The sequence below is a fragment of the Thalassoroseus sp. genome (genome assembly GCF_984380535.1).
This window is the reverse complement of sequence record NZ_CFHRBF010000010.1, coordinates 1-13,066: the sequence shown is the minus strand read 5'-3', so window position 1 is coordinate 13,066 and position 13,066 is coordinate 1. Positions and strand designations below refer to the sequence as shown.

Sequence of the window (13,066 nt, the reverse complement as noted above, 5' to 3'; positions counted from 1 at the left end):
AACGCTCAGCATGGCGGATGAATCAAGTTCACAGACAGTCGATGATCCCGAATCGGAACCGGTTCGAAAACCCTTCTGGAGAAGATTGATGTACTTCTTGCTGACCCGAGTCGCCACGGTGTACCTCGGGATTTGCCTGATCGTATTCCTGATCCAACGACAAATGTTGTACCATCCGACTCGCGTCGCCCGTATCACAACGAATGATGCTCAGTTCCCCGCGGACGTTGCCGAAGACATCAAATTCGAAACGAGTGACGGGTTAACCCTTCGCGGATGGTACTTCAAAGCCGAAGAAAAAGCTGCCGACGAGGAAGCCGGCGACGCAGAAAATCAGAGCGACCGACGCGTTGTGCTGTTTTTCCATGGCAATGCAGGTGACCGGCGACATCGTCAGAATGACGTGCGAATATTTCGGAAGTTAGGGGTGGATGTCTGTCTGATTGACTACCGTGGATATGGTGACAATCCAGGGGCGCCGTCTTCCACGGGGCTGGCACACGACGCCCAAGCTGCCTGGAAGTTTTTGACCCAGAAGCGGGGAATTCGACCGCAACAGATTGTGTTATTCGGAGAGTCGTTGGGCAGCGGGGTAGCCGTGCGACTGGCGGCGGAGTGTTGTCAAGATGGAGAGCAACCAAGCGGGCTCATCCTGCGAAGTCCATTTTCCTCGATTGCTGATGCGGGAGCGGAACGGTTTCCCTGGCTGCCGGTGCGAGCGCTGTTGCGTGATCGCTTTCCGTCAACCGAATACATCCCGCAGGTGACTTGCCCGATTCTCATGATTCACGGCACTGCAGATCGGATCGTCTCCTATCGCCTCGGCCAGAAACTTTTCGCAGCCGCCCCGAGCGAATCGAATGCGGGCATGAAGAAACGTTTTCTGACTCTAAAAGGCGTCGGACACAACGACATTCTGTTTTCGGCCGGTCGAATCTATGCCAACGCCGTCCATCAGTTCCTTAACGACTTGCCATCAAACTGATGGTCGTCATCAATCGCTGACAACGCGTCCCGGTGGGATCATCCCATGTGGTTTCGTCAGTGCATCGTACAATTTCGGCCGACGGTCGGCTTGACGATGTAGGGATATCACACCCGGTTCGCGAGACGCTGTCTTCCGTCGCGCTAACTCCAAATCGAGATCGGCATACAGGATCGTTTCTTCGCGTTCATCTGCAGCTGCCAGTGTTTTCCCGAATGGATTGCATATCCGGCTGCCACCGATAAACGGGCAGCCGCGTTCCACACCGACGCGGTTGACCGCGGCAAAGTACACGCCGTTCTCCATCGCACGAATGTTCGCCACGTGAGCCGGTAGACACTCCGCCCCCTTCGGCCAATTCGTCGGCAACGCGATGAGATCCGCCCCGGCCAACGCCAGACATCGTGGCGGTTCCGGCAAAGTGGCGTCGTAACAGATATTCAGGCCGACTTGAAAGTCTCCGACAGCCCCAATCTTCACAAGTTCGTCGCCATAACTAGCGACTTTGTCCACACCGATGAACGGTAGGTGCGTTTTGCGGTATGACACGATCGAGCCATCGGAGCCGATCAAAACAGCGGTGTTCCACACTTGCTGTTCACCGCGTTCGATCAAACCGACCACCAGCGAACACCCAAGTTCACGACAAAGCGATTGCAGCGTTTCCGTGGCCGGCCCAGGAACTGGCTGAGCAACTTCGAGTGCTTCTTCCAATGTCTCGTAGCAATATCCGGTCAGAGAGCATTCCGGAAAAATGACCAGTTCCGCGCCATGCTTTCTCGCTTGCCGGGTTTTCGCAGCCACGCGTTCCAAATTGCCTGCCACATCCCCGAACAAGACATCGGTCTGCACTCCTGCAATCTTCATATCAACTCCTATTGGATTTCACATGGCGACATCGGCTTCGCGAGCAACAAAAGGGTACGCCACGTTCGTGAAATCGTCCAGAGTTGATGTCCCGCTGACTAGAAATCCGCGGGGATGCTAGCCAACCGGAATTGGAATTGCTATGTTATGCGGCTTGACGCAAATTCCCGTTGTGAGCTTTGTCGTCGGATTCCATTCGATGTCGTCAGTTCGAAGAATCGTCAGACGACCATAACAACGGTGCCGATTACCCAGGACCCGCAATTTCATGAGTAAGAGACGTCTCGAACAACGCCGGATTGCCGAAGCGGCCGAACGAATCGAAGGGGATGCGCCAGAGCGGAAACGCGCGACGCGGAAGACCAAGGCGAAAACCAAGCGAGCGAAGTCCACGACGACTCGTCGAACAAAAGATAAAACTCCCGCGCGTCGACGTGTGGTGTGGTGCGTGTTTAACGGCAGCATGAAGGAAGAAGCTCGGTTCCCTTACGATCAGAAGGAAGCCGCTGAAGAGAAGTTAGAGCAATTGCGGGCGAAAGCCACCAAGAAACTTTACTTCTTGCAGCCGGTGAAAGAAGCGTTGACCGACGCTGCCATCGCTGCTGCGAAAGAAGAGGCTGCGGAGATCGAAGACGAAGAAACGAACGTCGACGAAGACACCACTCAAAATGAGTTGGACGACGACGATGACTCATTCGATGACGACGACGACAGCGATGATTCGCTCGATGATGACGACGACGATGACGATGATAGCGATGACGACTAACATCGCCCACGTTTCACCGTTTCCGCTCCTGTGAAATCCTGCTTTGCAGGAGCGACCGCGACACAAGTTCGCCCTACGGTGTTCTCGGTCGGTCGTGGATACGAATTGGCCTGCTGACTTCCACGAAGACACAGCCAGTCAAACAAACGCTGCAAACACTAGAAAAGCCCGAAGATGTCATGCATCTTCGGGCTTTGATTTTCGATCAATCGTCGAAATTTCCGATTAGGAAATCCCTTGCAAGCGGTTGATGCGAGCGCGGCGTTCGGCTCGACGGCGAGCGCGGCGTTTCTGATCGCTCGGCTTTTCGTAGTACTCGCGCCGACGCATTTCCTTCTTGACACCGGCGTGCTCGACCAGTTTTCGGAATCGCTTCACGGCGTCTTGAACCGACTCATTCTCACGCAGACGCAACTTAACCACTCACAGGCTCCTTTCAACGATGTTCAATTCATGAATTTCAAGAAAGGGGCACAGCGCAAACCGTGCCCGGAATACCGAACTATAACGGATACATAGACATCACGCAAACCGGACTGATTGCGAAAATGCCTACTTTTCAGCCCAATAATCAAAAACAAGCACCTCTTTGAGATGCGGACGCAAGACTTTGACGAATTCCTGGTGAGCCGGATGCGGCAAATATGCGTCGCGATCGGCTTCGCTGCCAAATGTGACCAAGAACCCATGCGTGAAGCCGGCGGCTTTGCCTTCGGGGCTGATATCGGTGCCCATCTCGAAGTCTTTGATGGTGGTAATCTTCTTCGGCAAGGCAGCGAACGCATCGACAACTTCTTGAATATCTTCTTCGCTGGACTCGTCTTTGAACTGGAACAAGACGAAATGCCGAAGTAACTTGCCCGACTTCGCCGAGGAATTCATCCCCAACGCATCCAACATCACCTCGGCGACGAACTGGTTACCGGCGGCATTCAGGTGCACACCATCGGTCGTCAGCACGTTTTTCTCCGCATCCTCCGCGTTGATTTCCTTGAGTTTCTCGTGGAAAGCCCCACGCAAGTCCAGATATGCGACGTCCTTCTGCTTTGCAACTTCTTGACCGATCTTGCGATACTCATCGAGCATGCCATCAAGCTTGAGCGGATTATCCGCTTTCACGCGTTCGCCAATCACACTTGGTGAACTGAGAATCACCTTTGCGCCGGCATCTTGAATCTGCGTGATGATGTCTTCCAGACCAGCCCGAAAATCGTCCTTGCTCGTCCCGCGATCGCGGATCGAATGCCAGACGTCGTTGATACCAATGTAAATGACTACCACAGTCGGTTTTCGGTCGAGCACGTCACGCTTCAGGCGTTTTTGCAGGTCTGGAACACGATTCCCGCTAATTCCGGCGCCAAGGACTTCGATCTTGGCATTTGGGCGGCGTTCTTCGATGGCTTTCCGTACCAACGTCACATACCCATTCGGACCGGCACCGGCCTGGGTGATGGAGTCGCCGAGGAACACAATCCGCTCGTTGTCTCCCAACGTAGGAAATTCGTTCGCGGATGCAGTCATACTGAGTAATCCCATTCCCATAACGACACCGACAATACTCCTCAAACGCAGCATGATGTTGATCTCCTCGAGAGTTCAGTGTGGCATTTCGAGCGACAATTGAGGACAGATTTTGTCCTGTCACGAACATAACGCCCACCGACTCTCGATGCTACAGTTCGGACTGTCTAAAATGGGCGGGCAATATGCATTGCTGCCGATGACGACTGAAGACGAATAAGGGGTGCGGTTTCGGAATGGAATATTTGCTCGCATTAGAGACATCCTGTGATGAAACAGCGGCAGCGGTCATCTCGCGGGATCGCCAAGTGCTTTCCAGTATCGTTGCCTCTCAGGCGGAACTGCACGAGCGTTACGGCGGAGTGGTTCCGGAAATCGCCTCACGTGCCCACGTTCAGCGAATCTTGCCGGTCATCGATGAAGCCCTCAAAACGGCTGGGATTCAGTTAACCGACCTAGATGCCATCGCGGTCACGACAGAACCAGGACTGGTCGGATCGCTGTTGGTCGGATTGACGGCTGCAAAGACACTCGCGACAGTTCTGCGTATCCCGCTGATTGCAGTCAACCATATCGAAGCCCATTTGTATGCTTGCAGAATGGCAGCGGAACGCGAAGTGTTTCCGGCGGTCGGCCTTGTCGTGAGCGGCGGACACACGAACCTTTACGATTGTCGGTCGGCTCTCGAATTCCATCTACTCGGCTCGACGATTGATGATGCAGCCGGCGAGGCGTTCGACAAAGTGGCGATCCAACTTGGACTGTCTTATCCCGGTGGTCCGTCTATCGAGACTGCAGCCGCCACAGGAGACGCGACCGCGTTCGATTTTCCTCGCACGTTTATTCACAATGATCGGCTGGAATTCAGTTTCAGCGGCATCAAAACAGCCGTGCGCTACCAAGTGACCGGCGTGCCCGGGTCCCGACAACCGGCCCCGCCTCCGTTGACGCCGAACCGAGTTGCCGACATGGCGGCCTCGTTTCAGGCGGCTGTCGTGGATGTCTTGGTTGCGAAGTGTGAACTGGCGTTGCATCAAACCGGTCATCGCAACCTGTGCATCGGCGGTGGTGTCGCGGCTAATCGAGAGTTGCGTGAAAAATCCATGCAATTAGGGAAACGGCTCGACTGTGACGTCTACTTCGCTCCGCTAAATCTCTGCACCGACAACGCTGCGATGGGAGCAATCGCCTGGGAACTTTTTGAAGCCGGTCGCGTGGCACCGCTGGATCTTGACGTCACTCCGGGGCTGGTTCGCGCCGAACGGTGACACAGTTCCAGACTGATCACAGAGCGATGAGGAACACCATCAGAATGGCCATCCAGACGAAGCCGAGTACGTGCCAGAATGCTCCGCAAACCGTCACGCCCCAATAGTATTCATGGTCATAACGGTCTGCAAAGCTTTTGAGCGTGACGAGGATCAGGAACAGCAGGGCGATCGAGACGTGCATTGCATGGAGGAAAGCCAACACAAACGTGAACGCTGCCGAGCCGGTGGAAGCGGCCGTCGCCGTGCGTTCTTGTTGCTCAAGCAACCACCATAGGGCATAGCTTTGCACACTGACAAACAACGCCCCCACGACCACCGCGAGGACCATTCGCCGCCGAAACGGCCGTTGTTTTTCGACCCGCACTAACCCCTGTGCCTGGAGCAACAGCACGCTCGTCCAAAACAATAGAATCGTGCTAATCCAGAATGCGATCGGCAAATGGAGTCGTTGACCAGGCCCTAAGACGGGGCCGGAATCGAGCGGAAAGAGTTTCGTCAGTCCCCAAAACAGTGCGAAAACGGTTGTATAGACAACCAAAATCGCACGAAAGAACCGAATGGCGAAACCACTGGCATTCTGGCGACGGTGTTGCGTCAGGAACGTGTCCATCGGGAACTCGGAACAAGGCGGAAAAACTACTCGTCATTCCAATTATCGCCGGTCGTCAAGCCTGCCTGTTCCTCCGAGACGATTGCATCCTCGTTCTGAGCATGAACTCGGCACCCTGAAATGCGGTTGCCACGGCCTTCGCCACGAAACCGCACCGCATGTGCCGCGATACTTTCTGAACGGGTGTCGGAGATGGTACTACTGAGAATGCTGACTTGCTGACAGCCTTCCGCGTCGATCCCCACTGGCACGCCGTCCAGAATTTGGCAGCCGACGACATCGACTCGCTGACAACGAACCAGTTCCAACGGCGATGCACCACTGACCTGACCAGCTTCGCTCTCGTCCCGGAAATTACAGCCACTGAGCACGCAATCGGTCGAATCCACAAACCGCACGCCCATTCCATAAGCCGGAGTATGACGACGAAACGTGTTACCGGTCGATTGAATCTGTTTTGATTGCTCGACCAGAAGATTCCGATTCGTAGCAGAATAGATCACGTTGCCACTCAACGAGATACCGTGTCCGCCGGTGATATGCACGTTGTTTTCTTGGCTGCCAATAATGTTCCCGCTAATCGCCCAAATTCCGGGTCGGTGTTTCTGAGCAGGATTGCCCAGAATCCGAATGTTGCAACCGCCGGGTGAGTCAGTGGCCTGGATCGTGTTCGAACAGATCGTCACTTCCGCGACACTGGCTCCCTCCGCGGTGGTATCGACGAAAATCTCCGCCGTCGGTTCCGGTGTCGACTCGAATACGCGGTGGTTGTTGTATTCGATGTCGTTGCCCGTAATTTGCAGGTTACGGATCTCGGAATTTTCGATGCGAATCCCGCCCAGCCGATTGTAGCTGATGTGGTTGCCGACGATGTTGATCTGATGAAGGTTCAACTGGTCGAGGTAAATCCCCACGCCGGTATTGTGATAGATGTTGCACCCCGAGATTCGCACGTTGCGATTTCGGCGATACAAACGAATTCCATGCCGCACGCCTTGAATCAAAACGCCGTCGATGACCGGTTGAAATGTGCCGATGAGTTCGATGCCATCGGCTTCCTCGTGGGCACCTTCGATTTCGAGCCCGCTGACAGTCGGCGTTCTTTGCGACAGTGTAATTTCCGGCTTGACGCTTTTCGGATCCCCCGTGCCGCCGTGAGTGCCCACAATCCGAAATGCGGGACCGGCACCCGTCATCCGCACCTTCGCAGTACCGCCGACTCCGACAATCCCGAGGGCCCCTTGCTTCGACAAGGCGACTTCAATCGTACGGCTGATGACATAGATGCCGGGGGGAAACTCAAGCACGCCGTCGCCGGCTTGTAGGGCGTGCTGAATGGCCTCGGTATCGTCGGCTTGTCCATCTCCAGCCGCACCAAAATCTCGGACATTGCTCATAGTTATTCGCTCGGTGTTGTCGTTTCGCGTGTCGTGTCGCTGCTGAAGAAATTGACGAGGCGTTCCAATTCACTGTAGAGGAACAACGCTGCCGAAATATGGCCGGATTCTAGCCATACGAGTTCCGCTTGTTTGCCGATTGCTTTGTGCAATAGGACGGCACATTCGGGCGGGATGACTTCGTCGTGCTTGGCGGCAACCATCAGCACACGTCGGTCTTGCAGTCGATCGGCATACGTCAATGGGTCGGTGGGGGCGGCTTGTTTTAGGAACGCCTCGCGGTCCAACCCTTTGGCTTCCCAGTTCTCTCGCAGTTGTCGAAGTTTGGGATCGGGGTGGTCCCAAATGGCGGCTGGTAATCCGCCACCGGCGAGGTAAATCGCGACGTTCCGAAACCGCGGTTCCGCTTCGGCGGCGAGACTTGTCATGATCCCGCCTAAACTAATTCCGGTGATGCCAAGTCGATCCGCATCCACTTCCGGTCGGCTTCGCAACCAGGCACCCGCACGTCGGATATCGAAAATCGCTTGCCGCATCGCTTCGACGGTTTGATCGATGTCCGGCGAAATCATGCGACGACCGACTTTGGGATCACGACGTTCCCCGTAATACGGCATGCGGATAAAGAGCACCGCAATCCCGCGACGAGCAAGTCCGTTCGAGATACTTTGCGAGAGCGGAAAATCGCCGCCGAGAATGTGGAGCATTACCACACCCGGAAACGGCCCTTCACCTGCGGGCTGAAAATAGTCGCCATGTACGGTGTTGTTGACTTCCACATCCGTTTTGATCGGCGACGGAAACCGTACCTTCGAAATTCGCACCGGCCCACTTTCGCGTGCGAATTTCGTCTCGTACTCAAACTCGTTCTTTCGGATCTGATACCGCTCGGGCACCGTTTTTTCATCATCCGCAGGTTTTTCGACGACGGTTCCCATCGACGGGAGAGATGCGAATTTCGCATCCGCCGACTCCGCTTCAGAAGCGGTCACCAAGCACAGATGTACCAAAGCCACGGTTGAGATGCGAAGCATTCGCTGCGGTCTCCTGGCGGGTCGATCATTGCAAGATCGGTAGACCCTGGATGGGGTTGTGTTGATATTCGCGTGTCACCACGTGGCCGATGAGCGTCGTTGCGGTGCAGTCGTCGATGCCGACGCGAGCCATGCTGCCCGCCAGTCGGCGGTTGCCTTCGAAGACAACGATCCGATCGCAACGCGTGCGGCCGACGAGTTGCGCACGCGGGTCGGATGAGTTTTCGTCACCAGCTTTCACCGCCGCCTTGCTGAGTCCTTCGACCAGGATTTCCACTTCGCGACCAATAAACTCGGCGTTGTCTTCCTCGCTGATTGCGTTTTGCAAGTCGAGCATCACGTTATTACGGCGACGTTTGACATCCTCGGGAATATCGTCCTCATACAGCGTGTGAGCCTTGGTTCCCGGACGCGGGCTGTACTTGAAAATGAAGCTGTTCTTGAACCGCCATTTGCGGATCGAATCCAGACTTTTCTCGAAGGATTCTTCGGACTCACCAGGGTGTCCGACGATGAAATCGCTCGACACCGAACAGCCGGGAACGATCTCATGAATACGGTCCATCATTTCGCTGTAGTCGGCGACGGTGTAACCGCGTTTCATCGTTTTCAGGACGTCATCACATCCCGACTGCAATGGAACGTGCAAATAGTGGCTGCACTTCGGCAAGTCCCGGATGGCTTCCAACAAATCCGTCGTCATGTCCTTCGGGTAGTTGGTGACGAACTTGATCCGCTCGATCCCCGATGTGTCATGGATGCGTTCGAGGAGGTCCGATAGTCGATTCAGTTTGCCATCCTCAGTGTGCTTGTAACTGTTGACCGTTTGGCCCAACAGCGTGACCTCTTTCACACCTTGCTCGGCTAAGATCTCGACTTCACGAGCAATTTCACGAGGCGAACGGGATTGCTCCGGGCCACGCGTCATCGGCACAACGCAATAGGTACAGAACTTATCGCAGCCGATCATAATCCGCACGAACGCTTGGTACGGACTGGGTCGCATCTCCGGTTCGCGGAGCGGATCGTAACTTTCAAAACTGCTAGCGACCGTTTCGCGGTTTCCTTCCCGACGACCAAGACTGACAGCGAGGGTTTGATCGCGATCGGCACGAGCGGCCTCGATCAGACTGGGGATTTCGGCAAGCTGGCCAGTGCCAACGACGATGTCTACATGCGGAGCTTTTTGAAAGATCAGTTCTTGATCCTTCTGAGCCATGCAGCCCATGACACCAATGACCAAATCGGGCCGGCGACGTTTACTGAACTTGAGTCGCCCGAGGGCACTATAAATTTTGTGCTCGGCGTGTTCTCGAACGCTGCACGTGTTGAATAGAACCGTATCGGCGGAGCGAATATCGTTGGTCAGTTCATACCCCCGCTGACGCAACGCACCGACAACCAGTTCGCTGTCGAGCATATTCATCTGACAACCAACGGTCTCGATGAACAACTTGGAATTGTGCTGCGGGGTAGTTTCTTCAGACATCGCTTCGCCACAAATTCAGTTTGCGAACGCGGCACATCGCTCGGTTTTGAAACAAGCCGAAATCGAAAATCGATCAGGCAGCCGATTGATTTTCGTCCATGGGAGCTGACCGCTGCTGGGCCAGTTCCTCACGGGCTTGGAGAATCAATTGATACTTATAATGCTGCCGATGATGTGCCATCAGCGACAGCAAGGAACGCAAGGCCAATCCGGTGGCAACTCCATATAACACGAAATTCCAAATCGTCATCGGGTTCCCTCCTAGACGAATTCGACGTGTGCGTTCGGGGGTTACTCCCGCACGCGTTCGATATATGTGCCCGTTGAGGCATCGATTTTGATTTTCTCTCCGGTATCGATAAACGCTGGAACTTGCACTTCGGCACCGGTCTCGACGGTCGCCGGTTTGGACACGTTCGTCGCAGTGTTCCCACGTGCAGCCGGTTCCGTATAGGTGACTTCCAAAATCACGTGTTGCGGCGGTGTCATGTCGATTGGCACGTCGTTCCAGTACATCAAACCGCAGATGTCACCTTCTTTGAGAAATTGAACTTTCTCGGCGACGTTCTCCTCGGGCAACGTGTATTGCTCGAAGGAATCTTGATCCATAAAAATGTAACCGTTGGCATCGCGATACAAGTATTGTGCATCGTTTTTGCGGACGTCGGCCCCTTCAAGGCTGTCACCACTTTTGTAAGTGCGGTCGAGGATCGTGCCTTTGAGCAAGTTTCGCAATCGCGTCTTGTAGAGCGCTTGGCCTTTGCCCGGCTTGACGAAGTTACACTCTAACATCTCGTAGGGATCGCCATCGACGATGACCTTGATTCCTTTACGAAAGTCCCCGGTATTGATTTGTGGCATTGTGGTGTCTCGACCGGTCCATGCGATATGCCGTGACGCGTCTTGTGCGTCGACGGTCTGGTTGTAATGATGCGGAGGCCAAAAATGGCCAAGCCGCGTAGACTTGTGTTTCTATCGTCCCGGAGGTTGCATCAACGCTCCGTTGGGTCGTTTCCGCGAATGTAATCCACTTGCGGCGAACAATATCGCCGTGAAGAATAGCAAATCCTCTGCCCGAGAGGAATGCTTTCCGAATGATTGTCGTCCGATGATTTCCACAACACCCACAACCCCGATCGGCTGGCAGCAGGAATTGGCCCAAGCTGTGCGGGACCCTGCCGATTTGATCAAACGTCTACAACTGCCACCGGAGTTGCTCGAACCTGCTCAACGAGCGGCCAAGTTATTCCCGCTACGGGTGCCGGAAAGTTTCCTTCGACGGATGTCACTGGGAAACCCGACCGATCCGCTCCTGCGACAGGTTCTTCCCTTGGACCTCGAGTTTGTTGCAACCGATGGCTATGTCCAGGACCCACTGGAGGAAGCCGGGTCCCATATCGCCGACGGTTTGTTACAGAAATATGCCGGTCGGGCGTTAATGATTGTCACCGGGCATTGTGCAGTCCATTGCCGCTACTGTTTTCGTCGACACTACCCTTATAATGAGGAACCGCAAGGACTTACGGCCTGGAACCCTGCGATTGCGGCAATTGAGGCAGATACGAGCTTGCGAGAGATTTTGCTAAGCGGTGGCGATCCACTAATGCTCTCTGACCGTAAACTGATGGAACTTGGCGACCGTCTCAACATGATCTCGCACCTGCAACGACTGCGAATTCACACGCGATTACCAATCGTTCTGCCGAGTCGCGTCACGAATAACCTGGTCGCCTGGCTCAAAAATTTGCGACTGACGCCGATTCTTGTCGTCCATGCGAACCATCCCCAAGAAATTCAGGGCGACTGCGCGGAGACGTTGCGAAGACTTGTTCGCTCTGGCATTACGGTTTTGAATCAATCGGTGTTGTTACGCGGTGTTAACGACGATGCCGATTCATTGACGGAGCTTTCCGAACGTCTGACGAATCTGGGCGTCATTCCGTATTACTTGCACCAGACGGACCATGTGACGGGCACGGCTCATTTCGCGGTCCCCGATGCCGTGGGGTTTGAGTTGATCGCGGAACTCCGGCGACGGTTGCCGGGGTATGCAGTCCCGGCTTTCGTTCAAGAAATACCGGGACAACTGCACAAAACTCCCTTAATTCCATAACGGATCAGACGTGGTCATTCCTCCGATTTGATTGCGTCGTTTGATTCCGCATCGGACGCATGCATCTCCGGGAACTTCACGTCGAGGGCGGTCACGAAACCTCGATAAGCTGCCACGCGGCGAGTGGGAGCGATTTTGCTTTCTTCCATTTCCTTGAGAGCCACCTCCGCATCCATGACGAGTACCGCAGCACCGCCGATGACCTCTGCCACATCCTCAGCGGGATCGAATTGCTCGAGTTGCCGAGTAAAGGTCAAAGCTTCTGTGAGTTTGCCTTCTTCCATGAGTTTCCCGACAGCCTGCATCGCAGCAACCGCTGCGTCTACGGAATCAATGTCACGTGGAGGTGAATTGATCAACTGAGCCATCTTGTCCGGTGAACCTTCTGTTCGAGCCGCTTCGATTTGCTGATGAAATGCCGCGACGCTCGGTGCCGGTTGACCGTTCGCTTTTGCCAGCAATGCCTGTTGGAACTCGTCATACTTTTCAGCAGCTGTCCGCAGGTCATAGGCATTTCGCAGATACTGTTTCTCCGCAAGTCGTCGTTGGTCGCTGGTTGTCAGGTTCAGTTCTTGCGCCAGCGTGTTCTGGATGGCCCCCGAATTTCGCGAAGCATTCTCAACGAGGTTTTTCATCGCATTGACGGGCGGCGTGATGGCAGCAATGAGCGTCTCCGTTTTTTGCAAAAGCGAAGTCGCTTTGTCCGCTTCCCCTAACTGTCGATGGGCAGCGGCCGTTTCTGCGGTTGCGGTGGCGGCCAGTTCCAAAGGCTTCGCCCAGGGAAGTTGGGTGTTGTAGTCGTAGAGTTCCTTCACTTCCGGTGCGGAACGAGGAGCGGCAGACGCAAGCTTGGCAACCTCCGCTTCCGCATTTCCGGCCCACGTTTTTGCGAGTTCCGTTTGTCCCATTGTCGTTAATCGACGGGCGACGCGGGCATAAACACGGGTCCGAATCGACTGTTGAACCTCGGCGGGAGGATCCTTGATCGAATCGTCTAGGCCTGTGAGGGA

General features: G+C 54.8%; 14 protein-coding genes. 4 read left to right on the top strand and 10 right to left on the bottom strand.

From position 1 onward, the window contains the following. Positions 1-10: 10 nt before the first annotated feature. Entirely contained in the window at positions 11-985 is a 975-nt protein-coding gene (locus tag AC5DDB_RS14905; protein ID WP_491740527.1) for an alpha/beta hydrolase, read from the top strand. A gap of 9 nt (positions 986-994) precedes the next feature. Here the strand turns inward: AC5DDB_RS14905 and AC5DDB_RS14900 are convergent, their stop codons facing one another. Next, on the bottom strand, positions 995-1,852 hold the full coding sequence (locus AC5DDB_RS14900; protein ID WP_491740526.1) for a carbon-nitrogen hydrolase family protein: 858 nt from the start codon (positions 1,850-1,852) through the stop codon (positions 995-997). A gap of 268 nt (positions 1,853-2,120) precedes the next feature. On the opposite strand from AC5DDB_RS14900, the gene AC5DDB_RS14895 reads away from it, so the two are divergent. Continuing rightward, a complete protein-coding gene (locus AC5DDB_RS14895; RefSeq protein WP_491740525.1) occupies positions 2,121-2,621 on the top strand; it encodes a hypothetical protein in 501 nt (166 codons plus the stop codon). Positions 2,622-2,846: 225 nt separating this feature from the next. Here AC5DDB_RS14895 and rpsU read toward each other — a convergent pair whose 3' ends face one another. Further along, a complete protein-coding gene (gene rpsU, locus AC5DDB_RS14890) occupies positions 2,847-3,044 on the bottom strand; it encodes a 30S ribosomal protein S21 (protein WP_166826377.1) in 198 nt (65 codons plus the stop codon). A gap of 129 nt (positions 3,045-3,173) precedes the next feature. Next, on the bottom strand, positions 3,174-4,196 hold the full coding sequence (locus AC5DDB_RS14885; RefSeq protein WP_491740524.1) for a DUF459 domain-containing protein: 1,023 nt from the start codon (positions 4,194-4,196) through the stop codon (positions 3,174-3,176). A 182-nt stretch (positions 4,197-4,378) separates the two neighbouring features. On the opposite strand from AC5DDB_RS14885, the gene tsaD reads away from it, so the two are divergent. Beyond that, a complete protein-coding gene (tsaD, locus tag AC5DDB_RS14880) occupies positions 4,379-5,410 on the top strand; it encodes a tRNA (adenosine(37)-N6)-threonylcarbamoyltransferase complex transferase subunit TsaD (RefSeq protein ID WP_491740523.1) in 1,032 nt (343 codons plus the stop codon). Between the two features lie 16 nt (positions 5,411-5,426). Here the strand turns inward: tsaD and AC5DDB_RS14875 are convergent, their stop codons facing one another. The 6 genes from AC5DDB_RS14875 to efp form a co-directional block, all read right to left on the bottom strand. Then, the gene (locus AC5DDB_RS14875) at positions 5,427-6,023 is read right to left on the bottom strand and encodes a hypothetical protein (protein ID WP_491740522.1); all 597 of its coding nucleotides are present in this window, start codon (positions 6,021-6,023) and stop codon (positions 5,427-5,429) included. A gap of 26 nt (positions 6,024-6,049) precedes the next feature. Further along, positions 6,050-7,420: a right-handed parallel beta-helix repeat-containing protein gene (locus AC5DDB_RS14870; protein ID WP_491740521.1), complete on the bottom strand. Its 1,371-nt coding sequence runs from the start codon at positions 7,418-7,420 to the stop codon at positions 6,050-6,052. 2 nt (positions 7,421-7,422) lie between these two features. Continuing rightward, positions 7,423-8,454: an alpha/beta hydrolase family protein gene (locus AC5DDB_RS14865; RefSeq protein ID WP_491740520.1), complete on the bottom strand. Its 1,032-nt coding sequence runs from the start codon at positions 8,452-8,454 to the stop codon at positions 7,423-7,425. Between the two features lie 25 nt (positions 8,455-8,479). Then, complete coding sequence (gene miaB, locus AC5DDB_RS14860) at positions 8,480-9,943, bottom strand: tRNA (N6-isopentenyl adenosine(37)-C2)-methylthiotransferase MiaB (protein WP_491740519.1); 1,464 nt, start codon at positions 9,941-9,943, stop codon at positions 8,480-8,482. 73 nt (positions 9,944-10,016) lie between these two features. After that, entirely contained in the window at positions 10,017-10,193 is a 177-nt protein-coding gene (locus tag AC5DDB_RS14855) for a hypothetical protein (RefSeq protein WP_491740518.1), read from the bottom strand. Between the two features lie 41 nt (positions 10,194-10,234). Continuing rightward, on the bottom strand, positions 10,235-10,804 hold the full coding sequence (efp, locus tag AC5DDB_RS14850) for an elongation factor P (protein ID WP_491740517.1): 570 nt from the start codon (positions 10,802-10,804) through the stop codon (positions 10,235-10,237). A 247-nt stretch (positions 10,805-11,051) separates the two neighbouring features. Between efp and epmB the strand changes: the two genes are divergently transcribed. Then, entirely contained in the window at positions 11,052-12,056 is a 1,005-nt protein-coding gene (gene epmB / locus AC5DDB_RS14845; RefSeq protein ID WP_491740516.1) for an EF-P beta-lysylation protein EpmB, read from the top strand. A gap of 14 nt (positions 12,057-12,070) precedes the next feature. Here epmB and AC5DDB_RS14840 read toward each other — a convergent pair. Then, on the bottom strand, positions 12,071-13,066 hold a 996-nt coding region (locus tag AC5DDB_RS14840; RefSeq protein WP_491740515.1), incomplete at its 5' end, for a hypothetical protein.

Coding starts and splice junctions, on each gene's coding strand:
- AC5DDB_RS14905 (WP_491740527.1), top strand. CDS start 11: ATGGCGGATGAATCAAGTTCACAGACAGTCGATGATCCCGAATCGGAA.
- AC5DDB_RS14900 (WP_491740526.1), bottom strand. CDS start 1,852: ATGAAGATTGCAGGAGTGCAGACCGATGTCTTGTTCGGGGATGTGGCA.
- AC5DDB_RS14895 (WP_491740525.1), top strand. CDS start 2,121: ATGAGTAAGAGACGTCTCGAACAACGCCGGATTGCCGAAGCGGCCGAA.
- AC5DDB_RS14885 (WP_491740524.1), bottom strand. CDS start 4,196: ATGCTGCGTTTGAGGAGTATTGTCGGTGTCGTTATGGGAATGGGATTA.
- tsaD (WP_491740523.1), top strand. CDS start 4,379: ATGGAATATTTGCTCGCATTAGAGACATCCTGTGATGAAACAGCGGCA.
- AC5DDB_RS14875 (WP_491740522.1), bottom strand. CDS start 6,023: ATGGACACGTTCCTGACGCAACACCGTCGCCAGAATGCCAGTGGTTTC.
- AC5DDB_RS14870 (WP_491740521.1), bottom strand. CDS start 7,420: ATGAGCAATGTCCGAGATTTTGGTGCGGCTGGAGATGGACAAGCCGAC.
- AC5DDB_RS14865 (WP_491740520.1), bottom strand. CDS start 8,454: ATGCTTCGCATCTCAACCGTGGCTTTGGTACATCTGTGCTTGGTGACC.
- miaB (WP_491740519.1), bottom strand. CDS start 9,943: ATGTCTGAAGAAACTACCCCGCAGCACAATTCCAAGTTGTTCATCGAG.
- AC5DDB_RS14855 (WP_491740518.1), bottom strand. CDS start 10,193: ATGACGATTTGGAATTTCGTGTTATATGGAGTTGCCACCGGATTGGCC.
- efp (WP_491740517.1), bottom strand. CDS start 10,804: ATGCCACAAATCAATACCGGGGACTTTCGTAAAGGAATCAAGGTCATC.
- epmB (WP_491740516.1), top strand. CDS start 11,052: ATGATTTCCACAACACCCACAACCCCGATCGGCTGGCAGCAGGAATTG.